Annotated in this window: 23 protein-coding genes, 5 tRNA genes and 2 pseudogenes; 8 read left to right on the plus strand and 22 right to left on the minus strand. The window is 71.8% G+C overall.

Translation table 11 applies throughout. The features are described from left to right. Positions 1-75: 75 nt before the first annotated feature. Entirely contained in the window at positions 76-2,307 is a 2,232-nt protein-coding gene (gene recG, locus KUM03_RS10380) for an ATP-dependent DNA helicase RecG (protein ID WP_217246747.1), read from the minus strand. A 61-nt stretch (positions 2,308-2,368) separates the two neighbouring features. Further along, entirely contained in the window at positions 2,369-4,102 is a 1,734-nt protein-coding gene (locus tag KUM03_RS10385) for a DAK2 domain-containing protein (protein ID WP_217246748.1), read from the minus strand. 268 nt (positions 4,103-4,370) lie between these two features. Between KUM03_RS10385 and rpmB the strand changes: the two genes are divergently transcribed. Further along, the gene (rpmB, locus tag KUM03_RS10390) at positions 4,371-4,556 is read left to right on the plus strand and encodes a 50S ribosomal protein L28 (RefSeq protein ID WP_013000438.1); all 186 of its coding nucleotides are present in this window, start codon (positions 4,371-4,373) and stop codon (positions 4,554-4,556) included. Between the two features lie 142 nt (positions 4,557-4,698). Here rpmB and thiD read toward each other — a convergent pair whose 3' ends face one another. Together thiD and KUM03_RS10400 are read right to left on the minus strand one after the other, a co-directional pair. After that, positions 4,699-5,496: a bifunctional hydroxymethylpyrimidine kinase/phosphomethylpyrimidine kinase gene (gene thiD, locus KUM03_RS10395; protein ID WP_217246749.1), complete on the minus strand. Its 798-nt coding sequence runs from the start codon at positions 5,494-5,496 to the stop codon at positions 4,699-4,701. Beyond that, positions 5,493-6,461 carry a thiamine-phosphate kinase gene (locus KUM03_RS10400; protein WP_019328746.1) on the minus strand — a complete coding sequence of 323 codons (969 nt, stop codon included), beginning with the start codon at positions 6,459-6,461 and terminating at the stop codon, positions 5,493-5,495. The genes thiD and KUM03_RS10400 overlap by 4 nt, the downstream gene beginning before the upstream one ends. Before the next feature lie 228 nt (positions 6,462-6,689). Between KUM03_RS10400 and KUM03_RS10405 the strand changes: the two genes are divergently transcribed. Next, positions 6,690-6,923 (plus strand): Lrp/AsnC family transcriptional regulator, encoded by a 234-nt coding sequence (locus tag KUM03_RS10405; RefSeq protein ID WP_019328745.1) that lies wholly within the window; start codon positions 6,690-6,692, stop codon positions 6,921-6,923. A 237-nt stretch (positions 6,924-7,160) separates the two neighbouring features. Here KUM03_RS10405 and KUM03_RS10410 read toward each other — a convergent pair whose 3' ends face one another. From KUM03_RS10410 to KUM03_RS10420, 3 genes are all read right to left on the minus strand, one after another. Continuing rightward, a complete protein-coding gene (locus KUM03_RS10410; RefSeq protein ID WP_217246750.1) occupies positions 7,161-8,330 on the minus strand; it encodes a D-alanine--D-alanine ligase family protein in 1,170 nt (389 codons plus the stop codon). Between the two features lie 114 nt (positions 8,331-8,444). Then, a complete protein-coding gene (locus tag KUM03_RS10415; protein ID WP_217246751.1) occupies positions 8,445-9,455 on the minus strand; it encodes an NAD(P)H-dependent glycerol-3-phosphate dehydrogenase in 1,011 nt (336 codons plus the stop codon). Continuing rightward, positions 9,452-10,264: a 1-acyl-sn-glycerol-3-phosphate acyltransferase gene (locus KUM03_RS10420; RefSeq protein WP_217246752.1), complete on the minus strand. Its 813-nt coding sequence runs from the start codon at positions 10,262-10,264 to the stop codon at positions 9,452-9,454. The genes KUM03_RS10415 and KUM03_RS10420 overlap by 4 nt, the downstream gene beginning before the upstream one ends. A 143-nt stretch (positions 10,265-10,407) precedes the next feature. Here KUM03_RS10420 and cofC point away from each other — a divergent pair, with 143 nt between their 5' ends. Next, positions 10,408-11,046 (plus strand): 2-phospho-L-lactate guanylyltransferase, encoded by a 639-nt coding sequence (gene cofC, locus KUM03_RS10425; RefSeq protein ID WP_217246753.1) that lies wholly within the window; start codon positions 10,408-10,410, stop codon positions 11,044-11,046. Positions 11,047-11,055: 9 nt separating this feature from the next. Further along, entirely contained in the window at positions 11,056-11,259 is a 204-nt protein-coding gene (locus KUM03_RS10430; protein WP_217246754.1) for a hypothetical protein, read from the plus strand. A 515-nt stretch (positions 11,260-11,774) separates the two neighbouring features. Here KUM03_RS10430 and KUM03_RS10435 read toward each other — a convergent pair. From KUM03_RS10435 to leuC, 4 genes are all read right to left on the minus strand, one after another. Beyond that, complete coding sequence (locus KUM03_RS10435) at positions 11,775-12,434, minus strand: HU family DNA-binding protein (RefSeq protein WP_217246755.1); 660 nt, start codon at positions 12,432-12,434, stop codon at positions 11,775-11,777. A gap of 137 nt (positions 12,435-12,571) precedes the next feature. Beyond that, on the minus strand, positions 12,572-12,802 hold the full coding sequence (locus KUM03_RS10440) for a hypothetical protein (RefSeq protein ID WP_217246756.1): 231 nt from the start codon (positions 12,800-12,802) through the stop codon (positions 12,572-12,574). A gap of 277 nt (positions 12,803-13,079) precedes the next feature. Beyond that, positions 13,080-13,673: a 3-isopropylmalate dehydratase small subunit gene (gene leuD / locus KUM03_RS10445; RefSeq protein ID WP_217246757.1), complete on the minus strand. Its 594-nt coding sequence runs from the start codon at positions 13,671-13,673 to the stop codon at positions 13,080-13,082. Between the two features lie 5 nt (positions 13,674-13,678). Further along, positions 13,679-15,109 carry a 3-isopropylmalate dehydratase large subunit gene (leuC, locus tag KUM03_RS10450; protein WP_217246758.1) on the minus strand — a complete coding sequence of 477 codons (1,431 nt, stop codon included), beginning with the start codon at positions 15,107-15,109 and terminating at the stop codon, positions 13,679-13,681. Between the two features lie 197 nt (positions 15,110-15,306). On the opposite strand from leuC, the gene ndgR reads away from it, so the two are divergent. Beyond that, positions 15,307-16,023 carry an IclR family transcriptional regulator NdgR gene (gene ndgR, locus KUM03_RS10455; RefSeq protein WP_053137572.1) on the plus strand — a complete coding sequence of 239 codons (717 nt, stop codon included), beginning with the start codon at positions 15,307-15,309 and terminating at the stop codon, positions 16,021-16,023. Positions 16,024-16,108: 85 nt separating this feature from the next. Here the strand turns inward: ndgR and KUM03_RS10460 are convergent. Beyond that, positions 16,109-16,513, minus strand: a pseudogene (locus tag KUM03_RS10460) (DUF4188 domain-containing protein); the annotation flags it as partial. Between KUM03_RS10460 and KUM03_RS10465 the strand changes: the two are divergent. Further along, a pseudogene (locus KUM03_RS10465) lies at positions 16,494-16,829 on the plus strand (transcriptional regulator); the annotation flags it as partial. The pseudogenes KUM03_RS10460 and KUM03_RS10465 overlap by 20 nt on opposite strands. Positions 16,830-16,875: 46 nt before the next feature. Here the strand turns inward: KUM03_RS10465 and KUM03_RS10470 are convergent. The 10 genes from KUM03_RS10470 to KUM03_RS10515 all read right to left on the minus strand — a co-directional run bounded on the left by KUM03_RS10470 (position 16,876) and on the right by KUM03_RS10515 (position 21,365). Further along, positions 16,876-16,948: transfer RNA gene (locus KUM03_RS10470), tRNA-Glu, on the minus strand. 44 nt (positions 16,949-16,992) lie between these two features. After that, positions 16,993-17,064: transfer RNA gene (locus tag KUM03_RS10475), tRNA-Gln, on the minus strand. A gap of 20 nt (positions 17,065-17,084) precedes the next feature. Next, positions 17,085-17,157, minus strand: a tRNA-Glu gene (locus KUM03_RS10480). Positions 17,158-17,186: 29 nt separating this feature from the next. Next, positions 17,187-17,259: transfer RNA gene (locus tag KUM03_RS10485), tRNA-Glu, on the minus strand. Between the two features lie 39 nt (positions 17,260-17,298). After that, positions 17,299-17,370 (minus strand) — tRNA-Gln (locus tag KUM03_RS10490). Positions 17,371-17,462: 92 nt separating this feature from the next. Then, positions 17,463-18,197, minus strand: coding sequence for an HAD family hydrolase (locus tag KUM03_RS10495; RefSeq protein WP_217246759.1), 735 nt, complete (start codon positions 18,195-18,197; stop codon positions 17,463-17,465). Positions 18,198-18,253: 56 nt separating this feature from the next. Then, entirely contained in the window at positions 18,254-18,649 is a 396-nt protein-coding gene (locus KUM03_RS10500) for a RidA family protein (RefSeq protein WP_217246760.1), read from the minus strand. A gap of 107 nt (positions 18,650-18,756) precedes the next feature. After that, complete coding sequence (gene gltX, locus KUM03_RS10505; RefSeq protein WP_217246761.1) at positions 18,757-20,241, minus strand: glutamate--tRNA ligase; 1,485 nt, start codon at positions 20,239-20,241, stop codon at positions 18,757-18,759. Next, entirely contained in the window at positions 20,234-21,010 is a 777-nt protein-coding gene (locus tag KUM03_RS10510; RefSeq protein WP_073731622.1) for a fumarylacetoacetate hydrolase family protein, read from the minus strand. Before KUM03_RS10510 ends, gltX begins: the two co-directional genes overlap by 8 nt. Before the next feature lie 166 nt (positions 21,011-21,176). Beyond that, positions 21,177-21,365 (minus strand): hypothetical protein, encoded by a 189-nt coding sequence (locus KUM03_RS10515; RefSeq protein ID WP_198941511.1) that lies wholly within the window; start codon positions 21,363-21,365, stop codon positions 21,177-21,179. 602 nt (positions 21,366-21,967) lie between these two features. Between KUM03_RS10515 and KUM03_RS10520 the strand changes: the two genes are divergently transcribed. Both KUM03_RS10520 and KUM03_RS10525 read left to right on the plus strand, forming a co-directional pair. Then, positions 21,968-25,804 carry a nitrate- and nitrite sensing domain-containing protein gene (locus KUM03_RS10520; RefSeq protein ID WP_217246762.1) on the plus strand — a complete coding sequence of 1,279 codons (3,837 nt, stop codon included), beginning with the start codon at positions 21,968-21,970 and terminating at the stop codon, positions 25,802-25,804. A gap of 9 nt (positions 25,805-25,813) precedes the next feature. Beyond that, positions 25,814-26,227, plus strand: coding sequence for a roadblock/LC7 domain-containing protein (locus tag KUM03_RS10525; protein ID WP_003973453.1), 414 nt, complete (start codon positions 25,814-25,816; stop codon positions 26,225-26,227). Positions 26,228-26,327 lie beyond the last annotated feature (100 nt).

Genomic DNA, 26,327 nt, shown 5'->3' on the forward strand with positions numbered 1-26,327 from the left:
GTTCAGTGTGGCTGGTCGCGCCCGCGCGGCGGAGCCGCACGTCGGCACAGCCCCGCGCTCCCGGGTGGGCGATGCTCAGCCCTTTTCCAGATACTGCTCCCTCTCCTCGTCCAAGAGGGCGTCCAGGGCCGTCCGCAGCTCGGGCAGGGCGGTCAGCTCCGGGTCGGCGGCCACCACCGCCGCCGCCTCCTGTCTCGCCTCGGCGATGATCTCCTCGTCCTCGATCACCGCGAGGACCCGCAGGGAGGTGCGGGCGCCGGACTGGGCCTGGCCGAGGACGTCGCCCTCGCGGCGCTGTTCGAGGTCGATGCGGGAGAGCTCGAAGCCGTCGAGGGTGCCGGCGACGGCGTTCAGCCGCTGGCGGGCCGCGCTGGCCTCGGGCATCTCGGAGACCAGCAGGCACAGCCCGGGCGCGGAGCCGCGGCCGACGCGGCCCCGCAGCTGGTGCAGCTGGGAGACGCCGAAGCGGTCGGCGTCCATGATCACCATGGCGGTGGCGTTGGGGACGTTGACGCCGACCTCGATGACGGTCGTGGCGACCAGGACGTCGGTCTCGCCGGCCGCGAAGCGGCGCATGACGGCGTCCTTGTCGTCGGGCTGCATGCGGCCGTGCAGGACCTCGACCCGCAGGCCCTGGAGCGGACCCTTGGCGAGCTGCTCGGCGACGTCGAGGACGGCGAGCGGGGGCCGCTTCTCCGCGTCCCCTTCAGGGGCCTTCTTGGCGGCTTCAGAAGCCTTCTTGGCGGCCTTCTTCGGGTCCTCGTCCTCGTCGCCGATGCGCGGGCAGACGACGTACGCCTGGTGGCCGTTCGACACCTCCTCGCGGACCCGCTCCCAGGCCCGCGCCAGGAAGTGCGGTTTGTCGGCGGCCGGGACGACATGGCTGGCGATCGGGGAGCGGCCGGCCGGGAGCTGGTCCAGGACGGAGGTCTCCAGGTCGCCGAAGACCGTCATGGCGACGGTGCGCGGGATGGGCGTGGCGGTCATGACGAGCAGGTGCGGGGGCTGCTTGCCCTTGCCGCGCAGGGCGTCGCGCTGCTCGACGCCGAAGCGGTGCTGTTCGTCGACGACGACCAGGCCGAGGTCGTGGAACTGGACCTTGTCCTCGATCAGCGCGTGGGTGCCGATGACGATGCCCGCCTCGCCGGTGGCCAGGTCGAGCAGGGCGTGCCGGCGGGCGGCGGCGCCCATCGAACCGGTGAGCAGTACGACCTTGGTGGCGTGTTCGGCGCCGCCGAGCATGCCGCCCTCGGCCAGCTCGCCCATCATCTCGACGACCGACCGGTGGTGCTGCTGGGCGAGCACTTCGGTGGGCGCCAGCATCACGGCCTGTCCGCCCGCGTCGACGACGGCGAGCATGGCGCGCAGGGCCACCATCGTCTTGCCCGATCCGACCTCTCCCTGGAGCAGCCGGTGCATCGGGTGGTCGGTGGCGAGGTCGTCGAAGATCTCGCGGGAGACCTTCTGCTGGCCGTCGGTGAGGGTGAAGGGGAGGCGGTCGTCGAAGGCCGTCAGCAGGCCGTCCGGGCTCGGTCGCCTCGGGACCGCGGGGAGCTGGGTCTCGGCGTGGCGGCGGCGCGCGAGGGCGACCTGGAGGACGAAGGCCTCGTCCCACTTCAGGCGGGCGCGGGCGTCCTCGATGTCCGCCTTGGTGTGCGGGCGGTGGATCTTCAGCAGGGCCTCGGGGAGGGAGACCAGGCCGCGGCCCTCGCGCAGGGAGCCCGGCAGGGGGTCGACGGCCTCCTGGGCGCTGGGCAGGACCGTCTGGATGGCCTTGGCGAGCTTCCAGGACTCCAGCTTGGCGGTGGCCGGGTAGAGGGGGATGAGGGCGCCCGCCCAGGACTCCACGGTCTCTCCGCCGTCGGGGTCGCCGCGCAGCAGCTCGTAGGCCGGGTGGGCCAGTTGAAGACGGCGGTTGAAGACGGAGACCTTGCCCGCGAACATCGCGCGGGTGCCCGGCAGGAGCTCCTTGTGGGGCTTGTGCACGCCGGCGCCGAAGAAGACCAGCTGGAGGCGGCCGCTCCCGTCGGTGATGGTCACCTCCAGGCGCTGCCCCTTGCCGCGCGGCGCTTTCGACGAGGCGAAGGTGTGCAGGCGGGCGTCGGCGACCTGGGCGACCACCGTGACGTGCTCGTCCATGGGGAGGTCGGCCAGGTGCGTGAGCTGACCGCGCTCCTCGTATCTGCGGGGGTAGTGGTGGAGGAGGTCGCCGACGGTGTGCAGGCCGAGGTGCTCGGTCATCACCTTCGCGGTGGCGGGGCCGAGGACCTTCTTCAGGGGTTCTCGCAGTGCGGGCACGAGATCCATTGCACACCACGCCACTGACAATGACCCCGCACGGCCCGGCGAAACGGCGGTGCCCGCCGTGTTACTCCACGCCGACCAGCAGCAGCGCGCCCTGCCGCCCGCCCCGGTAGACCACCGTGTCGACGGCCAGGTACGCCTGGCGGACCCGGGTCTCCAGACGGCCGGCGACGGACTCGGGGGCCTCTTCGCCGAGGACGAGGGTGACCAGCTCGCCGCCGGCCGCGAGCATCCGGTCCAGGACGGTTGCGGCGACTTCGGTGACGTCCGCGCCGATCACGGCCACGTCGCCGTCGATGAGGCCGAGCACGTCGCCGGCCTGGCAGATGCCGGCGGTGGTCCAGGCCTGGCGTTCGGCGACGGCGACCTCGGCGTACCGGGTGGCGCCGGCCGCCGAGGTCATCGCCACCACGTCCTCGTCGAAGCGCCGCCCGGGTTCGTGCACGGCCAGCGCGGCGATGCCCTGGACCGCGGAGCGGGTCGGGATCAGGGCGACCCGGACACCCTCGGTCCGGGCCTGCTCGGCCGCCGCCGCGGCGGTGTGGCGCAGCTCGGCGTCGTTGGGCAGCAGCACGACCTCGCGCGCGTGCGCCCGGCGTACGGCCTGGACCAGCTCGCCGCTCGCGGGCGGCTCCCCGGGGCGGGCGAGCACGGCCGTCGCGCCGGCCTCGGTGTAGAGCCCGGCCAGCCCCTCCCCCGGCACGACGGCCACCACGGCGCGCTGGGTCCGCTCCCGGGGCGGGCGCTCGGAGTGGGTGGTGTGCGCGTCGCCGTGCCCGAAGTGGGTGATCCGAATCCGGTACGGCCGTCCGGCCTCCACGCCCGCCTCCACGGCGGCGCCCGCGTCGTCGACGTGCACGTGGACGTTCCACAGTCCGTCGCCGCCGACGACGACGAGCGAGTCCCCGAGGGCGTCGAGCCGCTGCCGCAGCCGCGCGACGGCCGCGTCCTTGGCCTCCAGGAGGTAGATCACCTCGAAGGCGGGGCCGTCGCTCCCTTCACCGTCGACGGAGCCGCCGTCCACGGAACACTCGCCCACAGGGTCCACCGGGTCGTGCGCCACGCGTGCGTGCGGCACGGTGACCGGCTCCGGTGCCCGGCCCGTGAAGGTCTCCACGAGGGCCGCGAGGACGGTCACGAGGCCGTGTCCGCCGGCGTCGACGACTCCGGCACGCTCCAGGGCGGGCAGCTGGCCCGGGGTGGCGGCGAGCGCCGCGCGTGCGCCGTCGTACGCCGCGCGGGCCACGTCGGCGCAGTCGCCCTCCGCCCCGTCGGCCGCGTCGGCGGCGGCCGCGGCGACGGTCAGGACGGTGCCCTCGACGGGGTGGGCCACGGCCTGCCGGGCGGACTCGGCCGCGTGCCGCAGGGCCGCCCGCAGACCCGTGCCGTCGGTGCGGGCTCCCTCACCGTCCGGGTGGGCACCCTCGGCGTCGGCGGTGAGCACCTGGGCCAGGCCGCGCAGCAGCTGCGCGAGGATCGTCCCGGAGTTGCCGCGGGCACCGATCAGCGCGCCGTGCGCCATGGCGCCGACGGTCTCGGCCAGCGAGGGGCCCTCGCCCGGGTCCGGACCCGGACCCGGCTCCCCGGCGCCCACCGCGTGCGCCGCGAACACCGCCTCCACGGCGGCGACGGCCGACTCGACGGTCAGGTACAGGTTCGTGCCGGTGTCCCCGTCGGCGACCGGATAGACGTTGATCGCGTCGATCTCCTCGCGCGCCCGCCCGAGCGCGCGCAACGACAGACCGCACCAGGTACGCACCGCCAGAGCGTCGAAGAACCTCTGCGGCACCTGCGCCACCTGCGCCTCCCTGAGCTGCTGGACGTGGCTGGCAGCGTAGACCTCGGGAGGGTGTCCACCGGAAGAGGGCCGGGGGCGGGCCCCTGAGCTGCCATGGTAGTTTCGTTGTACGGGAGCAGCCGTTGTATGCTGCTCCGGTTGCCCGATCCCGATCGGGCTCTTCCCCCTGGCACCGCCACTCAGACCCCGGACCGTTCGCGGCCCCGGAACCTTGATCCCGGCATGCCGGGGTCAACCGTAAGTGCATCTGAAGTCTTTGGAGTGACCCGTGGCTGCCAACTGCGACGTCTGTGGCAAGGGGCCGAGCTTCGGCAACAACATCTCGCACTCGCACCGCCGTACGTCCCGTCGCTGGAACCCGAACATCCAGCGTGTGCGTACCGTGGTCGGCGGGACGCCGAAGCGCGTGAACGCTTGCACCTCGTGCATCAAGGCCGGGAAGGTCTCGCGCTGACGCGTCAGCTGAGCGCGCGGCCACTGCCTGGTCCGCTGCATGGAGCCGGTCCACCTCGGGTGGGCCGGCTTTTTGCCGTGCCGTAAAGCTTCTCCGCCCGGCCGGCCGCCCTCTGCCGAGAAGGCGGCCACCGGCGTCGGGCTCAGAGAACGTCCCGCCCGAGCGCCCAGCCGTGGTCCACGGGCCCGATGCCGCCGCCGAGCGCGAACCCGGCCCCGATCGCCCCGGTGACGTACTCCTTGGCCGCCGCGACCGCCTCGGGCACCGACTGCCCCTTGGCGAGCCCGCAGGCGACGGCCGACGCGAGGGTGCAGCCGGTGCCGTGGGTGTGCCGGTTGTCGAGGCGCGGGGCGCGCAGCCAGTGCTCCTCGGAGCCGTCGGTGAGCAGGTCCACGGCGTCGCCCGCCAGGTGGCCGCCCTTGACCAGCACCCAGCGCGGCCCGTACTCCAGCACGGCCGCCGCGGCCCGGCGCAGGTCGGTGTCCGACTCGACGCGTACGCCGGTGAGTTGGGCGACCTCGTCGAGGTTGGGGGTGGCGACGGTGGCGGCCGGGAGCAGCTTGGTGCGGACCGAGTCCAGCGCCGAGGCGGCGAGCAGCGCGTCCCCGTGCTTGGAGACGCCGACCGGGTCGACGACGGCGGGGGCGTCGGTGTCCGCGATCAATTCGGCGACCGTCTCGACCAGTTCGGCCGAGGACAGCATCCCGGTCTTTACCGCCTGGACGCCGATGTCGTCCACGACGCTGCGGTACTGGGCCCGCACCGCCTCCACGGGCAGCTCCCAGGCGCCCTGCACGCCCAGCGAGTTCTGCGCGGTCACCGCGGTGAGCACGCTCATGCCGTGGGTGCCGAGCGCGAGCATGGTCTTCAGGTCGGCCTGGATGCCGGCGCCGCCGCCGGAGTCGGAGCCGGCCACGGTGAGGACGTTCGGCAGGCTCATGCTTCGACCTCCCCGCCGAAGTGGTCCCAGCCGCCCTTGCTGGTCCAGGGCGCGCCGTCGACGGTCACCTGGGGCAGCGCGGAGGGGTTGAGGACCTCGCCGATGACCTTCCAGCGGGCGGGCAGCTTCACGTCCGGCGGGAAGGTCGCCACGATCGCGTGGTCCTCTCCCCCGGTCAGCACCCACTGCATCGGGTCGACGCCGACGGCCTGCCCGATGTCGTTCATCTGGGTCGGGATGTCGATCTGGCCGGAGCGGATGTCGATCCGGACCTTGCTGGCCTCCGCGATGTGGCCCAGGTCGGCGATGAGTCCGTCGCTCACGTCACACATGGCGGTGGCGCCGAGCCCGGCGGCTGCGGGTCCCGCGTGATAGGGCGGCTCGGGGCGCCGGTGGGCCTCGACGAAGGCGCGCGGCGACCGGAAACCCCGGGAGAGGACGGCGAACCCGGCCGCGGACCAGCCGAGCCAGCCGGTCACCGCGACGAGGTCGCCGGGCTGGGCGCCGCCCCGGGTGACGGGCTCCTGGTTGCGCAGGTCGCCCAGTGCGGTGATGGAGACGGTGATCGTGTCGCCGCGCACCACGTCGCCGCCGACCACGGAGGCGCCCGCGACCTGGCACTCGTCGCGCAGGCCGTCCATCAGCTCGGTCGGCCAGGTCACCGGCAGCTCGGCGGGGACCACCAGGCCCAGCAGCAGCGCGGTCGGCACCGCGCCCATGGCGGCGATGTCGGCCAGGTTCTGCGCGGCGGCCTTGCGGCCCACGTCGTACGCGGTGGACCAGTCGCGGCGGAAGTGTCGCCCCTCGACGAGGATGTCGGTGCTGGCCACGACCCTGCGGTCGGGCGCGGCCACCACGGCGGCGTCGTCGCCGGGGCCGACCCGGACCGCCGGGGTGGTGGTGAGACGGGAGGTGAGCTCCCTGATGAGCCCGAACTCCCCGAGCTCACCAACAGTGCCCTTCATTGACTTGGCTCCCCTTCTGTCCCTGTCCGTGCCCGGTCGCGCGTCATCTCTGTCCTCGTTACGGTCGATACGACCGTCGCCACTCGCCGGCGCGCTCGTCAACTCGTGTCATCGCGGCACCACGGCGCGAACGGCCCGTGCTCCGCGGGTCTCCCCGCGAGGAGCGGCGACGCGATACCGTGGCGTTCCTTTTCCCCACATGATCCTCGTGGCCGCTCTGGAGGTTTCGTGGTACAGGCGTACATCCTGATCCAGACGGAGGTCGGCAAGGCGTCGACCGTCGCCGAGACGATCAGCAAGATCCCCGGAGTGATCCAGGCCGAGGACGTGACAGGACCCTACGACGTCATCGTCCGCGCCCAGTCCGACACCGTCGACGAGCTGGGTCGCATGGTGGTGGCCAAAGTCCAGCAGGTGGACGGCATCACTCGTACTCTGACCTGTCCGGTCGTGCATCTCTAGCCCCCTTCCGCCCGCTCGCTCGCTCTCCCACCGGTGATCGCCGCCGCAGGCTGCTCCTCAGCAGACGACAGCGGGTCGGCGGCGGTTCCCCCGGCCGCAGGCCCGGCCGCGTTGGTCACCAAGCTGTGGCACAACGCGGACAACACACGGGCAGCGGGCTGGGAAACCCGCTGATCATACTGCGAGAAGGCGACCCCCGAGGGGGCCGCCTTCTCGTCCGTGCGCGGGCGGGAGACGTCAGCGCAGTCCGGTGGAGCGCCGCAGCGCCGCCTGGACCAGCCGGTCCACCAGTTCCGGGTAGCTCACTCCGGCCGCCTGCCACATCTGCGGGTACATGGAGATCGGCGTGAAGCCCGGCATGGTGTTGATCTCGTTGATCACGAACTCGTCGTCCTCGGTGAGGAAGAAGTCCGCGCGGACCAGCCCTTCGCAGGAGGCCGCGTCGAACGCCGCGACCGCGAGCCGCCGGACCTCGGCGGTCTCCTCGTCCGTGAGCGGGGCGGGGACGACGCCGGGCGTGGAGTCGATGTACTTGGCCTCGAAGTCGTAGTACGCGTGCTCGGAGGGCGGCGGGATCTCGGCGGGGACGGAGGCCCGGGGGCCGTCCTCGAACTCCAGCACCCCGCACTCGATCTCCCGGCCGCGCAGCGCCGCCTCGACGAGGATCTTCGGGTCGTGGCGGCGGGCCTCCTCGATCGCCTCGTCGAGGCCGGAGAGGTCGTCGACCTTGGTGATACCGATCGAGGAACCGGCCCGCGCGGGCTTCACGAACAGCGGCCAGCCGTGTTCGCCGGCGAAGTCGACGACCTTCTTGCGGGCGGCGGAACGGTCCTGCTCCCACTCGCGGGGGCGGATCACCGCGTACGGGCCGACCTTCAGCCCGTAGGAGGTGAACACCGCCTTCATGTACTCCTTGTCCTGGCCGACGGCCGAGGCGAGCACGCCCGAGCCGACGTAGGGCACGCCGGACAGCTCCAGCAGGCCCTGGAGGGTGCCGTCCTCGCCGTAGGGGCCGTGCAGCACGGGGAAAACGACGTCGACCTCGCCCAGGGCCTTGGGCACCGAGCCGGGTTCGCTGTAGACGACCTCGCGGCTGGCGGGGTCGACGGGGAGCACCACGGCGCCCTCGGTCGACTCGGCCAGTTCGTCGACGTCGGGCGTACGGCGGTCGGTGATCGCCATGCGTTCCGGTTCGTCGGCGGTCAGGGCCCACCGGCCGTCCCGGGTGATGCCGATCGGCAGGACGTCGTACTTCGTCCGGTCGATGGCCGCGAGGACGGCGCCGGCGGTGACCACGGAGATCCCGTGTTCGGAGCTGCGTCCGCCGAACACGACGGCCACGCGCGGCTTGCGAGGGGGCTGCTCCGGACTCTGCTCGGGGCTCTGGGGGAGGTTCTCGGTGCTCATATCGGGTTGAGAGTACCCGCCCGAGGTGCCGCGAGACAGCGTCGGCGGGGCCGCGTGGCGCGGGCGCGACCCGGGTGCCGGGCGGGTTCCGGTCGAGGCGTCGCTCAGCGTCGCTCAGCGTCGTTCCGGCTTCGCGCTGCGCGACATCAGCTCCTTGACCGCCACCACCGGGGCCTTGCCCTCGTGGACGATCGCGACGACCGTCTCGGTGATCGGCATGTCGACGCCGTGCCTGCGGGCCAGATCCAGCACGGACTCGCAGGACTTGACGCCCTCGGCGGTCTGCTTGGTGACCGCGATGGTCTCCTGGAGGGTCATGCCCTTGCCGAGGTTGGTGCCGAAGGTGTGGTTGCGGGACAGCGGTGAGGAGCAGGTCGCCACCAGGTCGCCGAGTCCGGCCAGTCCGGAGAAGGTCAGCGGGTCGGCGCCGAGGGCGACTCCGAGCCGCGTGGTCTCGGCGAGGCCGCGGGTGATGAGGGAGCCCTTGGCGTTGTCGCCGAGGCCCATGCCGTCCGCGATGCCGACGGCGAGCCCGATCACGTTCTTCACCGCGCCGCCCAGCTCGCAGCCGACGACGTCGGTGTTGGTGTACGGGCGGAAGTACGGCGTGTGGCAGGCGGCCTGGAGGCGCTGGGCGACCGACTCGTCGGGGCAGGCGACCACGGCGGCGGCGGGCATGCGGGCGGCGATCTCCCGGGCCAGGTTGGGGCCGGTGACCACGGCGACGCGCTCGGGGCCGACCTTGGCGACGTCCTCGATGACCTCGCTCATCCGCATCGCGGAGCCGAGTTCGACGCCCTTCATCAGCGACACCAGGACCGTGCCGGGCGCCAGCAGCGGCGTCCAGTCGGCGAGTCCCGCGCGCAGGGTCTGGGAGGGGATCGCGAGGACGGTGAAGTCGGCGCCCCTCGCGGCCTCTGCGGCGTCGGTGGTGGCGCGCAGGTTCGCGGGGAGTTCCACGCCTGGCAGGTAGTCCGGGTTGGTCCGGTCCGAGTTGACGGCGTCGGCGAGTTCGGCGCGGCGCCCCCACAGGGTGACGTCGCAGCCGGCGTCGGCGAGGACCATGCCGAAGGCCGTGCCCCACGACCCGGTGCCGAAGACGGCCGCCTTGACGGGCTCGCTCACGTGCTCTGCCCTTCCGCCTGCTGCGGCTGCTCGTTGTGCGTGTGCTCGTTCTGCGTGTGCTCGTTCTGCCGGTTCTGGGCCTGCGTGCGGCGCCGCTGCTCGATCCGCTCACGCCGCGGGTCGTAGGGCGTCTCGGGCGCCTTCTCGCCGCGGATCTCCTCCAGCTGGCGGGTGACGGCGGCCATGATGACCTCGGTGGCCTCCTTCAGCAGCTCCGCGGTCATCTCCTTGTCGTAGAACCGCGCCAGGTCGACCGGTGGGCCCGCCAGCACCTGGTGGGTCTTGCGCGGCAGGAGGTGGGGCTTCTTGGCGTAGGGCGGCAGCAGTTCGTTGCAGCCCCATTGGGCGACCGGGATCACCGGGCACTTGGTCTGCAGGGCGACGCGCGCGGCACCGGTCTTGGCGGTCATCGGCCAGCCGTCCGGGTCGCGGGTGAGGGTGCCCTCGGGGTAGAAGGCGACGCACTCGCCGCGTTCCACGGCGTCGATCGCGGCCCGGAAGGCGCTGAGCGCGTCCGTGCTCTCGCGGTAGACGGGGATCTGTCCGGTGCCCCGCATCGCGGCACCGACGAATCCTTTCTTGAAAAGACCGCTCTTCGCCAGGAATCGCGGGACGCGCCCGGTGTTGTACTGGTAGTGCGCGTACGCGAAGGGGTCGACGTGCGAATTGTGGTTCACAGCGGTGATAAATCCACCGTCGGCCGGAATGTTCTCCATTCCCCGCCAGTCCCGCTTGATCAGAACCACGAGCGGCGGTTTGCAGATCACCGCGGCCAGGCGGTACCAGAAGCCGATTCTGCGGCGGGGCACGCTGACACCTTTCCTCCAGGGCCTGGGGCCGGACAAGTGTCGCCCCGGGCCGCCCGTCTGTCGAGAACACCGTACGCCCCGGAGAGTGAACCGGCGGATCTCCCAGGTGACAATGGCGGCGACGAGAGAAGGACGGAACGCTCGTGCAGTGGACCTTGGTCGTACCCGTGAAGCCCCTTGCCCGGGCCAAGAGCAGGCTGTCGGACACCGCGCACGACGGGGTGCGGCCGGGCCTCGCGCTGGCGTTCGCACAGGACACCGTGACAGCCGCGCTGGCCTGCCCGGAGGTGGCGGATGTGGCAGTCGTCACGGACGACGCCCGGGCGGGGCGGGAGCTGGCGAAACTGGGCGCCGGGGTCGTTCCGGACGAGCCGGGCGGCGGTCTGAACGCCGCCCTGGCGCACGGGGCGGCCGTGGTGCGGGCGAGGCGTCCCGCACGCCCGGTGGCCGCGCTCAACGCCGATCTCCCCGCACTGCGGCCGGCCGAATTGGCGCGAGTCCTGGCGGCGGCTTCCGAATTCCCGCGTGCATTTCTCGCCGACGCGGCCGGAATCGGCACGACCCTGCTGGCCGCGGCGCCGGGCCGTGAATTGACTCCGGCTTTCGGGTCGGATTCCAGGTCCCGGCACCGCGCGTCCGGCGCGGTGGAACTGCGGCTCCGCGAGGTGGATTCCGTACGGCAGGACGTCGACACCGGCGGTGATCTGCGCGCCGCGCTGGCGCTGGGAGTGGGGCCCCGTACGGCCGCGGTGGCCGCGCGGCTGCTGATCGCCGGGCAGTAGGCTGCCGGCATGCAGGCGACCGCTTACACGTACGACCCGGAAGAGCGCAGCGGGCAGGTGCTGCTCGACGACGGCACACCGGTGCCCTTCGACGCGGCGGCGTTCGACGCGGGGGGCCTGCGGCTGCTGCGGCCCGGTCAGCGGGTGCGGATCGAGACCGAGGGCTCGGGCGCGGAGCGCAGGATCACGCTGGTGACGTTGCAGACCTTCTGACCGGACGCGCGGGGGCCCTGGCGGCCGGACGCGGCACAGTTCCGACGCCGGACGTGGCAGCGTTTCCGACGCCGGGCGTGGCAGCATTTCCGACGCCGGGCGCGGCAGCATTTCCGACGCCGGGCGCGGCAGCATTTCCGACGCCGGACGTGGCAGCGTTTCCGACGCCGGACGCCGGAGAGTTCCGGCACCGGGCGTGGCAGACGTGATGGCGGCCGGGCGCCGCAAGCCGTGCTGACCGGCCGGGCGCCGTGGCAGACCTCTCTCCGCCCACCGGCGCGGCAGACGTGCTCACGGCCTGTGGACCGGACTCGATGACGACCGGGCACCACTGGCCTTTCCGACCGGCCGCCGGGCACGCAAGCTCTTCCGGCCGGGCGCCGCAAGCCTTCCTGACCGGCCGGGCGGCGCCGCAGGCCCCCTTCTCCCGGCCGGGCGCCGCACACGCCGCGGGCCGGACTCCGAGAGGGAGTCCGGCCCGGCGCGTGAGTGCCCGTGCGACCTGCCGCGTGCCGCTACTTCTTGCGGGCGGTGGCCTTCTTGGCGGTGGTCTTGCGGGCGGTCGACTTCTTGGCCGGAGCCTTCTTCGCCGTCGCCTTCTTGGTGGCGGGGGCCTTCTTGGCCGTGGTCTTCTTCGCCGCCGCGGTGGTCTTGGCGGTGGACTTCTTGGCGGGGGCCTTCTTCGCCGTCGCCGTCTTCGCCGCCCCGGTGGTCTTCTTCGCGGTCGTCTTCTTCGCCGCCGAGGTCGTCTTCTTGGCCGCGCCCGTGGTCTTCTTCGCGGCGCCCGTGGCCTTCTTGGCGGCGGCCTTCTTGCCCGCGGCCTTGGAGATGGTGGGCGGCGGACCGGACAGGCTGCCCTTGGGGGCCTTCTTGACCGCGATGTCGTTCTTCGGAAGCTTCTTCGAGCCGCTCACCAGGTCCTTGAAGCCCTGACCCGCGCGGAAACGCGGCACGGACGTCTTCTTGACCCGCACCCGCTCACCCGTCTGCGGGTTGCGGGCGTAACGGGCCGGGCGGTCGACCTTCTCGAAGGAACCGAAGCCGGTGACCGAGACCCGGTCGCCCGCGACCACTGCGCGGACGAGGGCGTCCAGGACCGCGTCGACAGCGTCGGCGGCCTGCTGCCGACCGCCGACCTTGTCGGCAATCGCTTCTACGAGCTGCGCCTTGTTCACGTCTTCCCCTTCGGAGACATCGCCAGAACGAATCTGTTCAAGCTTTTTCGCACGTTAGGCAGATATATACCGCAAATCAAACACGAAACGGGCTAATCACCCTTGTGCCGCAACGGACTCGGGCCGCCCTGGCCTGTTCAGCCGTCCTCTTCGGGAAACCGACCCTCGTCGAGGTCCGCGATGAACCGCTCCAGGCGCCGTTCCGCACCGGCGAGATCGTGTTTGGCCGCGGCCGTAATGACCAGCAGCTTCCGGGTCAGCGCCATCCGTACGCCCTCCGGGACTTGCAGTGCGCGCACTCTTGTGTGCGCTTCCTTGAGCCGGGACGCGACCGCCGCATAGAGCTGGAGTTGGCCGTCGTGTTCCATGCACAGATTGTGCCATCTGGGGCGAGTTGTCGCCTGCGCAGGGGGCAACTGCCGCCTCGGACGGCCGTCCGGCCACATCCGGAAACCGCGCCTCCAGGAGCCGCGTACCCCTGCAACCACGCCTCTAACGTGGGAAGTTGACAGACCCAGCCGTGACACGCACACGCGCGCGAACGCAGAAAAGGCTGTACCCCCGATCGGGCCGATCGGGGGTACAGCCGGGGTGTTGGGTGGCCGAAACTCGACCTTGCCGGGGGCCTTGAGAAGGCCCCCGGTGTCAGACCTGGAGGGTCTGCGGCTTGAACGACGGGCGCTTCGCCTCGTACGCGGCGATGTCCGCCTCGTTCTGGAGGGTGATCGAGATGTCGTCCAGCCCGTTCAGCAGCCGCCAGCGGGAGTTCTCGTCCAGCTCGAAGGAGGCGGTGACGCCCTCCGCGCGGACCTCACGGGCCTGAAGGTCGACCGTGACCTCGGCCTGCGGGTCGTTCTCCGTCAGCTCCCACAGCGCGTCCACGACCTTCTGGTCGAGGACCACGGTGAGCAGCCCGTTCTTCAGCGAGTTGCCGCGGAAGATGTCGGCGAAGCGGGAGGAGATCACGGCCTTGAAGCCGTAGTTCTGCAGCGCCCAGACGGCGTGCTCACGGGAGGAGCCGGTGCCGAAGTCGGGGCCGGCGACCAGAACCGTGGCGCCTTCGCGCTCGGGCCGGTTGAGTACGAACTCCGGGTCCTTGCGCCAGGCCTCGAACAGCCCGTCCTCGAATCCGTCCCGCGTCACCTTCTTGAGCCAGTGGGCGGGGATGATCTGGTCGGTGTCGACGTTGGAGCGGCGCAGCGGGACGGCCCGGCCGGTGTGGGTGGTGAATGCTTCCATGGCTCTCAGACTCCAGCGGGCGTGGGGACGTCGGCGGCGGACAGGTCGGCCGGGGAGGCCAGGTGGCCCAGGACCGCCGTCGCGGCGGCGACCTGCGGCGACACCAGGTGGGTGCGGCCGCCCTTGCCCTGCCGTCCCTCGAAGTTGCGGTTGGAGGTGGACGCGGAGCGCTCACCGGGGGCGAGCTGGTCCGGGTTCATGCCCAGGCACATCGAGCAGCCCGCGTGCCGCCATTCGGCGCCGGCCTCCTTGAAGACCACGTCCAGGCCCTCGGAGACGGCCTGGAGACCCACCCGCGCGGAGCCGGGGACGACCAGCATGCGTACGCCGTCGGCGACTTTGCGGTCCCGGACGATCTCGGCGGCGGCGCGCAGGTCCTCGATGCGGCCGTTGGTGCACGAACCTACGAAGACGGTGTCCACCTTGATGGAGCGCAGCGGCTGCCCGGCCTCCAACCCCATGTACTCCAGGGCCTTTTCGGCGGCGAAGCGCTCCGAGGCGTCTTCGTACGAAGCCGGGTCGGGGACGGCGGCGGACAGCGGGGCGCCCTGGCCCGGGTTGGTGCCCCAGGTGACGAACGGCGACAGCTCGGCGGCCTCGATGACGACCTCGGCGTCGAACTCGGCGTCGTCGTCGGTGCGCAGCGTCCTCCAGTACTCGACGGCCGCGTCCCAGTCGGCGCCCTCGGGGGCGTGCGGGCGGCCCTGGAGGTAGGCGAAGGTGGTCTCGTCGGGGGCGATCATGCCCGCGCGGGCACCGGCCTCGATGGACATGTTGCAGATGGTCATGCGGGCCTCCATCGAGAGCTTCTCGATGGCCTCGCCGCGGTACTCCAGGACGTAGCCCTGGCCGCCGCCGGTGCCGATCTTCGCGATGATCGCGAGGATCAGGTCCTTGGCCGTGACGCCCTCAGGCAGTTCCCCGTTGACGGTGATCGCCATGGTCTTCGGGCGGGCCATGGGCAGCGTCTGGGTGGCCAGCACGTGCTCGACCTGGGAGGTGCCGATGCCGAACGCCAGCGCGCCGAAGGCACCGTGCGTGGAGGTGTGCGAGTCGCCGCAGACCACAGTGGTGCCGGGCTGGGTCAGGCCCAGCTGCGGGCCGACGACGTGCACGACGCCCTGCTCGACGTCGCCCAGCGGGTGCAGCCGGACGCCGAAGTCCGCGCAGTTCTTGCGCAGCGTCTCCAGCTGGGCCCGGGAGACCGGGTCCGCGATGGGCTTGTCGATGTCGAGGGTCGGGGTGTTGTGGTCCTCGGTGGCGATGGTCAGGTCGAGCCGGCGCACGGGGCGGCCGCTCTTGCGGAGGCCGTCGAAGGCCTGCGGGCTGGTCACCTCGTGCAGCAGGTGCAGATCGATGAAGAGGAGGTCGGGCTCGCCCTCGGCGCGCCGGACGACGTGGTCGTCCCAGACCTTCTCCGCGAGTGTCCTACCCATCGCTTTCCCTCCGGCCGGCGACAACGCGACGGCCCAACTAGAGATCTTGGGGAAGCGGTGCCCGCACCCCTGTGTTTCCGGGCAACCGCCACCAGGCCCTTTCGTCACGGGCCGCTGTGACTTCCTGCCATCAAGAGTGGCGGGTTCCACGGAAAATTGAACTTGCGTTTCACAGAGTGAGACGGGAGTATCGTTTCATGGACAACAGTAGCGGCGTCGGCGTTCTGGACAAGGCGGCCCTCGTCCTGAGCGCTCTGGAGTCCGGCCCGGCCACCCTCGCGGGACTGGTCGCGGCGACCGGACTGGCACGACCCACGGCCCACCGCCTGGCCGTGGCACTGGAACACCACCGCATGGTGGCACGCGACATGCAGGGCCGTTTCATTCTCGGCCCGCGCCTGGCCGAACTGGCCGCGGCGGCCGGCGAGGACCGCCTGCTCGCCACGGCCGGCCCGGTGCTCACCCACCTCCGTGACGTGACGGGCGAGAGCGCCCAGCTCTACCGCCGCCAGGGCGACATGCGCATCTGCGTCGCGGCGGCCGAGCGCCTGTCGGGCCTCAGGGACACGGTCCCGGTCGGCTCGACGCTCACGATGAAGGCCGGTTCCTCGGCGCAGATCCTCATGGCCTGGGAGGAGCCCGAGCGCCTCCACCGGGGTCTGCAGGGCGCCCGCTTCACGGCGACGGCGCTGTCCGGCGTCCGGCGCCGGGGCTGGGCCCAGTCGATCGGCGAGCGCGAGCCGGGGGTCGCCTCCGTCTCCGCGCCCGTGCGCGGCCCCTCGAACCGCGTGGTGGCCGCCGTCTCCGTCTCCGGCCCCATCGAGCGCCTCACCCGTCACCCGGGCCGCATGCACGCCCAGGCGATCATCGACGCCGCCGGCCGCCTCTCCGAGGCCCTGCGCCGCACGGGCTGACCCGGCCCGCGTACGCGACCGGGAAGGCCCGCCTCAACGCCGCGGCGGGCCTTCCCGTACATCACGCCTCCTACTCACCCCGCATTCATGCCCTTTCGGCCCCCGACCGGTGCGCGTACCGGTCCTCGGCCCGCCTGCCCCGCCGCTCCAGCGGCACCTGGCCGTGTGCCGCCGCGAGCCCGAAGGGCGGCATGTCCGCGTAGATCGACTCGTAGGACCCCTCCGGCACCACGTACGCCTCGTGCCACAGCCCCACGTGCCCGCGCACCTTCTGCGCCCGCTCCTTGCGGTTGATGAACGCCCACGCCCGGTGGTGGAACATGTCGGGCGAGTGGGCGTACCGGTAGAGCTTCTCCTTGGACTCCCAGTACTGGACCACGTAGTACGTCCGCGGCGAGGCCGTCAGCAGGACGTGCCCGAGGAGTCCGCGGTCCGGGTCCTTCGCCAGTTCGCGCAGCATGCGCGGCATGGCCAGCAGGACCGGCAGCCACCGGCTGCTGGAGATGCTGAACTGGGAGACCGCCCGGGGGCTGTCCTCCCTCTCCCTCGTGCACCGGTCGCTGGTGACCGCGGTGGCGGCGCTGCGCCGGCTGGACTACCCGTGGGACGCGGAACTGATGGCGCCGTACGGGCAGTTGATGCACGAGGTGGCCCGCAAGGACCTGGACTTCATGGAGAGCCACGGCTCGGAGGCGGAGAAGGTCGAGATGGCGGTCGCGGCGGCGGTGCTCTTCCAACCGGTGCTGCGGGCACTGCACCGGCTGGCACAGGAGGAGGAGTCGGCGCGGCGGTACGGCACCGAATGAACGCCGAAGGGGCTCCCGCCTGTGCGGGAGCCCCTTCGGACTCGTGTACCCCCGACCGGATTCGAACCGGCGCTACCGCCTTGAGAGGGCGGCGTGCTAGGCCGCTACACAACGGGGGCGTGGATCTCGCAAGCGCTTCATGCTGAACCGCCGCTGATCCGAGCTGGTCTACCAGGACTCGAACCTAGACTAACTGAACCAGAATCAGTCGTGCTGCCAATTACACCATAGACCAATGTGGTTTAGACCAGTTTGTACCCCCGACCGGATTCGAACCGGCGCTACCGCCTTGAGAGGGCGGCGTGCTAGGCCGCTACACAACGGGGGCCCTAGCGATCACCTCGTGAGAGATCACCGTACCCCCGACCGGATTCGAACCGGCGCTACCGCCTTGAGAGGGCGGCGTGCTAGGCCGCTACACAACGGGGGCCTTGCGGATGTCATCCGCGGCGCAGATAAGCTCTGCGAGCTGGCCTACCAGGACTCGAACCTAGACTAACTGAACCAGAATCAGTCGTGCTGCCAATTACACCATAGGCCACTGGAACGCAAGCCCCTGAGGGGATCTTGTTCTAGCTTTGCGCTTCCGGTTCCCGGCCTTTCGGCCCGCTCCCCGGCGGCGCAGGAAGAACATTACCCGAAGGTGGACGGGGCTCCAAAACGAGTATCGGCACCGAGGAGCGCCGGGAGTTCGGACAGGGACGCGATACGGCGTGGTCCGGCGGGCGGGTCGAGGGTCGCGTACGCGCCGCCGCGGTCGATCCACACCGACAGCAGCCCGGCGTCGGCGGCTCCGCGTCCGTCGATCTCCGGGTGGTCGCCGACGTAGGCGACCTCGTGAGGGGCGAGGGAGAGGGCGTCGCAGGCGGCGAGGAAGGCGCCGGGCTCGGGCTTGGAGACGCCCAGCTCGGCGGCGCACAGGATGGCCTCGAAGCGGTCGTGGACGCCGAGGACGCGCAGCTTGCGGTCCTGGACGGTGAGGCTGGAGTTGGAGAGCACCGCGTGCCGGTGGCTGTCGGCGAGGGCGTCGAGGACGGGCACCACGTCCGGGAAGAGGGACCAGGCGGCCTCGTAGTGCGTGACGTAGCGCTGGAACCAGTCGTCGGCCTCGGTGTCGGTCAGCTCCGGCCGGCCCAGGAAGACCCGGGTGCGGTCGCGGCGCTGTGTGACGAAGTCGACTTCACCGGCGGCGAATCTGGCCCACTGCCGGTCGGTGATCTCCCGCCAGCGCACGAGGGCCTCCTCTGCCGTCCCGTACCCGGCGAGCAGCCCCTCGGCGACCAGGTGGGCGCGCATGCCCTCGCGGTCGGCGGTGGTGTAGTCGAAGAGGGTGTCGTCTACGTCCCAGACCACGGCTTGGATCGGCATGGCGCCAGCCTAGGGCGTACGGACGGTGGGTGCCCCGGAGTCGGCGGACTCGGCCCCTACTGGGCGGCGAGGCCCTCGATCTCGACGAGCATCCGCGGGTCGGACAGGGCCCGTACTTCGGCCAGCAGGCTCGCGGGGCGGCAGTCGGCGGCGGCCAGCTCGTCCAGTACCGCGTCGTAGTGGGCCGTCACCGCCTCGATGTCGACGGTGAGGATCCTGATCTGGACGAGGTCGCTCAGGGCGAACCCGGCCTTGTCCAGCGTCTCGGCCAGGCGCCGGAAGGTCAGCCGGAGCTGGCCGCGGACGTCGCCCACGGCGGCGATGCCGCCGTCGTCGTCCCGGGCCTCGTGACCGGCGACCACGAGCCAGCGCCGGGGCTGTTCGACGAGTACGGCCCGGTTGTAGGCCAGGCGGTCCCCGAAGAAGCGTGGGTCGATGTCCTCTCGGCGCATGCCGTCAGTCTGCGGGGGTCGAGCCCGCGGCGCCGGTCGGAGGGAGCCGGGCGGGGTACGGAAAGGGCGGCGCCCGTGCGGACGCCGCCCTTCACACGTGCTGCCGGTTATGCCGCGAGGCGTGCCAGCGCCGCGTCGATCCGGGCCAGCGTCTTCTCCTTGCCCAGGACCTCCAGGGACTCGAAGAGGGGCAGGCCGACCGTGCGGCCGGTGACGGCGACGCGGACGGGGGCCTGGGCCTTGCCGAGCTTGAGGCCGTGGGCCTCGCCGGCGGCCAGGACGGCCTCCTTCAGGGACTCCGGGGACGTCCAGTCGGCGGCGTCCAGCTTCTCCCGGGCCGTGCGCAGGAGCGCGTCCGAGCCCTCCTTCATCGCCTTCGTCCAGCTCGCCTCGTCGGAGACCGGCTCCGGCAGGAACAGGAAGTCGACGTTGTCGGTGATCTCGGAGAGGACCTTCAGACGGGTCTGCGCGTGCGGCGCGATCGCCTGCCACTTCGTCTCGTCGAAGTCCTCCGGGGCCCAGGGGGCGACGGGGGCCTTCAGCCACGGGCGGCAGCGCTCGGTGAAGTCCTTGACCTCCAGCAGGCGGATGTGGTCGCCGTTGATCGCCTCGCACTTCTTGAGGTCGAAGCGGGCCGGGTTGGGCTGGACGTCGGAGACGTCGAAGGCCGCGACCATCTCCTCGACCGTGAAGATGTCCTGGTCGGCGGAGAGCGACCAGCCGAGCAGGGAGAGGTAGTTGAGCAGGCCCTCGGGGAGGAAGCCGCGCTCGCGGTAGAGGTTGAGGCTCGACTGCGGGTCGCGCTTGGAGAGCTTCTTGTTGCCCTCGCCCATGACGTACGGCAGGTGGCCGAAGGCGGGGGTCTCCTTGGCGATGCCCAGCTCGGTGAGCGCCTTGTACAGCGCGATCTGGCGCGGGGTGGAGGAGAGCAGGTCCTCGCCGCGCAGGACGTGGGTGATCTCCATCAGGGCGTCGTCGACCGGGTTGACCAGCGTGTAGAGGGGGGCGCCGTTGGCGCGGACGATGCCGTAGTCCGGGACGTTCTCCGGGAGGTAGGTGATCTCGCCGCGGACCAGGTCCGTGAAGGTGATCGGCTCGTCGGGCATCCGGAAGCGGACGATGGGCTCGCGGCCCTGCGCCACGTACTCCTCGACCTGCGCGTCGCTCAGGTCGCGGCAGTGGCCGTCGTAGCCGGAGGGCTTTCCGGCGGCGCGGGCGGCCTCGCGGCGGGTGTCCAGCTCCTCCTGGGAGCAGTAGCAGCGGTAGGCGTGGCCGGCGTCGAGGAGCTTGGCGGCGACGTCCTGGTAGATGTCCATGCGCTGCGACTGCCGGTACGGCGCGTGCGGGCCGCCGACCTCGGGGCCCTCGTCCCAGTCGAAGCCCAGCCAGCGCATCGAGTCCAGGAGCTGCTCGTACGACTCCTCGGAGTCGCGGGCCGCGTCGGTGTCCTCGATGCGGAAGACCAGCGTGCCCTGGTGGTGGCGCGCGAAAGCCCAGTTGAACAGGGCGGTGCGGACCAGGCCCACGTGGGGGTTACCGGTCGGCGAGGGGCAGAAACGGACACGGACTGCTGGGGCGGATGCGCTAGCCACGCTTGACAACCTTGTTGGTGAGAGTGCCGATGCCTTCGATGGTGACGGCGACCTCGTCGCCGACGTTGAGGGGGCCGACCCCAGCCGGGGTGCCCGTGAGGATCACGTCGCCGGGGAGCAGCGTCATGGCCTCGGAGATGTTGACGACCAGGTCCTCGATGGAGTGGATCATCTCGCTGGTGCGGCCGAGCTGGCGCTGCCCGCCGTTGACCGTGAGCTGGATGGTCAGGTCGGCCGGGTCCAGGTCGGTCTCGACCCAGGGGCCCAGCGGGCAGGCGGAGTCGAAGCCCTTGGCCCTGGCCCACTGCTTCTCGCGGCGCTGCACGTCGCGGGCGGTGACGTCGTTGGCGCAGGTGTAGCCGAAGATCACGTCCTTGACGCGCTCGCGCGGCACCTCGCGGCACATGCGGCCGATGACGACGGCGAGCTCGGCCTCGTGGTGCAGTTCCTCGGAGAAGGAGGGGTACTGGATGGCGTCGCCGGGGCCGATGACCGAGGTGGACGGCTTGAAGAAGGCGAACGGGGCGTCCGGGACCTCGTTGCCGAGTTCGCGGGCGTGTTCGGCGTAGTTGCGGCCGAAGGCGACGACCTTGTTGGGCAGGACGGGCGGCAGCAGCCGCACCTTGCTCAGGGGCACCTTGGTGCCGGAGAGCTCGAAGTCCGCGAACGGGATGCCCTTGATGATGTCGAGGACGAGCTGGTCCGGCTGGTCGCCCTCGACCGCGCCGAAGGCGACGTTCCCGTCGATGGAGAACCTGGCGATGCGCACGGGTTGCTTGGCCCCTTGCTGAGCTGGCTGGAGTCTGACGCTCCAGGCTAACGCGGCAAGGCGGGGGCGCCTCGCGCATTACCGGTTCCCCTCGGGGTGGCGGTCGTGGCGCGGGCGCCCTGGTGTTCCGTGCGGCCCGCTGAACGTGCGGTGGCCGGCCGGCGTACTACTGTGCGGCGGTGGCCGCGACCGGGACCTCCATGAGGACCGTGCGGCGGGGGTTGGCGGTCTGGGCGGGGAGCTCGACGGCGTGCTCCGGCTGCTCCGGCGTCTGCAGTTCGCCGGCGCCGTCGAGGTGCGCCAGCGTCGTGCGTCGCGGGTTGGCGATCTTGTGGAACATCATCGTCGTCTTCACGGTTGTACGGAACCCTGTCGTGTCCGGGCGCCGGAGGGGCTGCAAGAAGCCCCGCGGGGGCGCGGGTTGTCGGTTTTGCCTTCTCTGTAAAGCGTCAGGCTAAACATGCAATTCCCCGCGACCCCGGCCGGGGCCCACGATCCGCATGTGAGTTTGCTCACTTATCAAGGGTCAAACCGGTCAATTCCGACCGTCGCATCACTCCGACGAAACCGACATTGCCCACCTGAAGCCCTCATTCCGCTCCTGATCATGTCGACTGGGACACCCGCCCCGCATCGACGACTCGCGGGCATACGTCCGGTTTGGTGGTGATCATTTTCTACGACCGGTGACTCGACCCTCACGTGGTGTCACCTATGTCACGGCCTGACCCACGGGCCTTGTTGGAGATCCGGCACTGTGCTGGAATTCCACGGACCGCTGCGGGATCGAGCCGGCGCACAGGGGGCGCACACCAGCGCCGAGCGGCGGCGAGAAGGGGGAACCAGCGCCGGTCACTCACGACCACCACGGGGGCGTATTCAGGGCGCCCCTATGACGCCGACACCGTGCCCAGCCGTTCACGCGGCCGGGTGCCTGGTCCAGAGGTTGCGACGCTAGTGCAGGGACGTTTCAAGAGGGATGGCAGCGCTTCGGCGGAGCCGGAGCCGCAGCACGGCGGGACTGGCCCCAAGGCCGTCAGCTCCTCGCCCCAGCACGCCCAGAACCCGGGCCAGGACCGGCCGAGCGACAGCGGGGACGGCGCCGGGCGCCCGGGCCAGGGCACGGCAGCTCCCGCTTCCGGCCAGCAGCCGCCCGCGAAGCCGGCCAAGGGCTCGACCGGCCCCGGCCCGCGAATAGCCCTGCGCAACTGGCGGATCTCCACCCGCCTGGTGTCGCTGCTCGCGCTTCCCGTGGTCGCGGCCACCTCGCTGGGCGCGATGCGCATCAGCCAGTCGGTCGAGGACATCCAGCAGCTCGACAACATGAAGCTGCTGACCGAGATGACCAAGCAGGCCACCGAACTGGCCCACGCCCTCCAGGAGGAGCGCGACCAGTCCGCCGGTCCGCTGGCGCACGACTCGTCGTCCGGTGCGATCGCCGTCAAGGGCGACCGGGAGAAGACCGACCGGGCCCGCAAGAACTTCCTCGACAGCTCCGAGGCGATCGACGCCGCCAGCAAGGACGGCAACCTCGTCGGCGTCCGCGACAGCCTCGTCGGTCTCGCCGGAGACCTGAACGACCTGGAGCGGATCCGGAGCAACGCCTACGAGGCCGAGGACAACTCGACGCAGACCGTCGAGGCCTACCACCGCCTGATCACCCACCTGCTCGACCTCTCGCAGGACATGGCGGAGGCGACCAGCAACCCCGAGATGATCCAGCGCACGCGTACCCTGGCGGCCTTCTCCTCCGCCAAGGAGTACGCGTCCATCCAGCGCGCGGTCCTCGCGGCGGCGCTCCCGGCGAGCAACACGGGCAAGCCCGACCTCGCGGAGAACGACCGGCTGTACGCCGAGTCCGCGCTGCAGAGCCAGAAGTCCGAGATCCGCAGCTTCACGAGCATCTACGGCGACGGCGCCGAGGAACTCCTCAAGCCGATCTCCGAGGGCAACCCGGTGATCGAGTCCTCCGACGCCTACGCGGGCCGCGCGCTCGCCAAGCAGGGCGCCCTCGGCGGACTGGACAAGCGGTCCTACCAGGACTGGCTGGACGACAGCTCCACCAAGATCCAGCAGATGAAGAACATCGAGCTGAAGCTGCTGGAGGACATGGAGCAGCAGGCCCGTGAGCTGCGCAGCGAGTCCGAGCGCGAGGCGATCATCTCGGGTGTCGTGATCCTGCTGGTGCTCGGTGTCTCGCTGGTCGGCGCCTTCGTCGTGGCCCGCTCCATGATCCGCTCGCTGCGCCGCCTGGAGGACACCGCGACCAAGGTCGCCCAGGACCGGCTGCCCGAGCTGGTCAAGCAGCTCTCCGAGACCGACCCGCAGGACGTCGACACCTCGGTGGAGTCGGTCGGCGTGCACTCCCGGGACGAGATCGGCCGAGTGGCCGCGGCCTTCGACGACGTGCACCGCGAGGCGGTCCGCCTCGCGGCCGAGCAGGCCCTGCTGCGGGGCAACGTCAACGCGATGTTCACCAACCTCTCGCGTCGTTCCCAGGGCCTCATCCAGCGTCAGCTCTCGCTCATCTCCGAACTGGAGTCCCGCGAGGCCGACCCGGACCAGCTGTCCTCGCTCTTCAAGCTCGACCACCTCGCGACGCGCATGCGCCGTAACGGTGAGAACCTCCTCGTCCTCGCCGGTGAGGAGCCGGGCCGGCGCTGGACCCGCCCGGTCCCGCTGGTCGACGTGCTCCGTGCCGCCGCCTCCGAGGTGGAGCAGTACGAGCGCATCGAGCTGGCCTCCGTGCCGACCACCGAGGTCGCCGGCCGCGTGGTCAACGACCTCGTGCACCTGCTCGCCGAGCTGCTGGAGAACGCGACCTCGTTCTCCTCCCCGCAGACCAAGGTCAAAGTCACCGGTCACGCGCTGCCCGACGGTCGGGTGCTGATCGAGATCCACGACACCGGCATCGGCCTCTCCCCCGAGGACCTCGCCGCGATCAACGAGCGGCTCGCCTCGCCGCCCACCGTGGACGTCTCCGTCTCCCGCCGCATGGGTCTGTTCGTGGTCGGCCGCCTCTCGCAGCGTCACGGCATCCGCATCCAGCTGCGTCCGTCGGACTCCGGTGGCACGACCGCGCTGGTCATGCTGCCCGTCGACGTCGCCCAGGGCGGCCGCAAGCCGCAGCCCAAGCCCGGTCAGGGCGCCGGCAACGGCGGTCCGGCCGCGGCCCAGGCGGCCGCGGGTGTCGCGGCGGCCCGGCGCGGTGGCGGCCAGGGCGGCGGTGCCTTCGGTGGTGGCGGTGCCCTCGGCGCCGGTGCTCCGGGCGGTGGCCGGCTGGCCGCCGGTCAGGGGCCGCGGGCCGCACTGCCCGGGCGGGACGCGGGCGGGCGCCCGGGTGCGCCGGGCGGCGCGCGCGGACCCCAGTCCCCCGCGGGCCCGGGTCAGCAGAACCGTCCGGCCCCGGCCGGCGCGGGCGCCGGTGCCGGTGCCGGACAGGCGCCCGGTGCTCCGCAGGGCCTGCAGGCCGCGGGCATGAGCGCGCCGCAGGGCAACGCGCCCCACGGCAACGCTTCGCAGGGCCAGGACATGTTCGGCGGTGGACGCGGCCCCTCCGCGCCCTCGCCCGCGCAGCGCGGGAAGCGCCGGGGCGGCGGTGACGGCGACGCCGAGCAGGGCCGTCGTCCGCAGTTGCCGCCGCGCGGCGGACCGCGGGCCGAGCTGCCCGGCGGCAACCCGCAACCCCGCACGCCCAGCTGGAGCGACGAGAACGCCCAGCCGCCCGTGCCGCGCGCCTCGCTGGACGCCCCGCGCGGCCACGAGGAGCCGGACAGCTCCCGTACGGACCGCACGCCGCGCTACGACGACCGGCAGGGTCCGGGCTCGACCGCCCAGATGCCGGCGGTCCCCCGTCTCGGCGAGGCTCAGGGGCCCGGCGCCACGGCCGAGTTCGCGCGTCCGGACTTCGACGCCCCGGCGCCGCGCCAGGAGGACCCGCAGAGCACCGGGCAGTTCGCCCAGCCGGGCCAGGACCCGTTCGGCCAGGACCAGTACGGGCAGGACCAGTACGGCGCGAACGCCCAGCCGGGCGACCGGTTCGCGCGGCCCGAGCCGCAGGCCCCGCAGCAGAACGGCGCCTTCGTCCGCCCGGACGTCTTCGGCGGACAGCCCGGCCAGGGCCACGACAACGGCTCGACCGGCCAGCACCGCCTGCCGGAGCGCGAGAACCCGGCCGTCACCGGCCAGTTCGAGCGCCCGCAGGAGACCGGCACGCACGGCGGCAGCGACTTCGCCGCTCCGCGGCCGCCCGTCCCGCAGCAGCGTCCCGCCGCCCAGGAGCCCCAGATCGGGACCGCCGCGCAGCGGCCGGAGGACGCCTGGGCGCTGCCCCCGGCCTCCGGTCCGGGTGACGGACGTACGCCGCTGTTCGACACGCTGGAGACCAACTGGTTCCACGGCGACCGTGAGGCGCGGGCTCAGCAGAGCGCCCCGGCCGCGTCGCCGGAGCCGCAGGCCGCCCAGCCCCAGACCCCGGCGGCCCCCCAGCGGCCCGCCGCCTCCGCCTGGCGCAGCTCGCCGAACGACGACCTCGTCCGGCAGGCCGAGCGCGTGCGGCAGCCTGCCGCGGGCGGGATCACCACCTCCGGCCTGCCGCGCCGGGTGCCCCGGGCCAACCTCGTCCCGGGCACGGCTCAGCAGCAGTCGAACCAGAACGGTCCGGCGGTCTCGCGCGCGCCCGACGACGTGCGCGGCCGGCTGACCAATCTCCGTCGGGGAATCGCACAGGGCCGTCAGGCCGGTACCAACCAGACCGGCAGCTACCCGCGGCCCACTCACCAGCAGGAGCGTTAGTTGAGCCCGATGAGCCAGGCGGCACAGAACCTCAACTGGTTGATCACGAATTTCGTGGACAACACCCCGGGGGTGTCCCACACCGTCGTCGTGTCCGCCGACGGACTCCTCCTGGCGATGTCGGAGGGCTTCCCGCGCGACCGCGCGGACCAGCTCGCGGCCGTCGCCTCGGGGCTCACCTCGCTGACCGCCGGGGCGTCCCGGATCTTCGAGGGCGGCAACGTGGCACAGACGGTCGTGGAGATGGAACGCGGGTTCCTCTTCCTCATGTCCGTCTCGGACGGCTCGTCGCTGGCCGTCCTCGCCCACCCGGAGTGCGACATCGGCCTCGTCGGCTACGAGATGGCGCTCCTGGTCGACCGCGCGGGCGCGGTGCTCACGCCCGACCTGCGCGCCGAGCTACAAGGAAGTCTGCTCCACTGATCGGCCCCGGCACCACCCGTGTTACCAAATCACCGTCCGGCCGCCACAATCCCCCCACCGGCCTCGTCAGACGGCACGACTGACCAACCTGCTGTCCCGC

Origin of the sequence: Streptomyces sp. AC602_WCS936 (assembly GCF_019049125.1) — a bacterium.
GTDB lineage: Bacteria > Actinomycetota > Actinomycetes > Streptomycetales > Streptomycetaceae > Streptomyces.

Coding starts and splice junctions, on each gene's coding strand:
- recG (WP_217246747.1), bottom strand. CDS start 2,307: ATGGATCTCGTGCCCGCACTGCGAGAACCCCTGAAGAAGGTCCTCGGC.
- thiD (WP_217246749.1), bottom strand. CDS start 5,496: ATGAGCCTGCCGAACGTCCTCACCGTGGCCGGCTCCGACTCCGGCGGC.
- KUM03_RS10400 (WP_019328746.1), bottom strand. CDS start 6,461: ATGAAGGGCACTGTTGGTGAGCTCGGGGAGTTCGGGCTCATCAGGGAG.
- KUM03_RS10410 (WP_217246750.1), bottom strand. CDS start 8,330: ATGAGCACCGAGAACCTCCCCCAGAGCCCCGAGCAGAGTCCGGAGCAG.
- KUM03_RS10430 (WP_217246754.1), top strand. CDS start 11,056: ATGCAGGCGACCGCTTACACGTACGACCCGGAAGAGCGCAGCGGGCAG.
- KUM03_RS10440 (WP_217246756.1), bottom strand. CDS start 12,802: ATGGAACACGACGGCCAACTCCAGCTCTATGCGGCGGTCGCGTCCCGG.
- leuD (WP_217246757.1), bottom strand. CDS start 13,673: ATGGAAGCATTCACCACCCACACCGGCCGGGCCGTCCCGCTGCGCCGC.
- leuC (WP_217246758.1), bottom strand. CDS start 15,109: ATGGGTAGGACACTCGCGGAGAAGGTCTGGGACGACCACGTCGTCCGG.
- ndgR (WP_053137572.1), top strand. CDS start 15,307: ATGGACAACAGTAGCGGCGTCGGCGTTCTGGACAAGGCGGCCCTCGTC.
- KUM03_RS10495 (WP_217246759.1), bottom strand. CDS start 18,197: ATGCCGATCCAAGCCGTGGTCTGGGACGTAGACGACACCCTCTTCGAC.
- KUM03_RS10500 (WP_217246760.1), bottom strand. CDS start 18,649: ATGCGCCGAGAGGACATCGACCCACGCTTCTTCGGGGACCGCCTGGCC.
- KUM03_RS10525 (WP_003973453.1), top strand. CDS start 25,814: ATGAGCCAGGCGGCACAGAACCTCAACTGGTTGATCACGAATTTCGTG.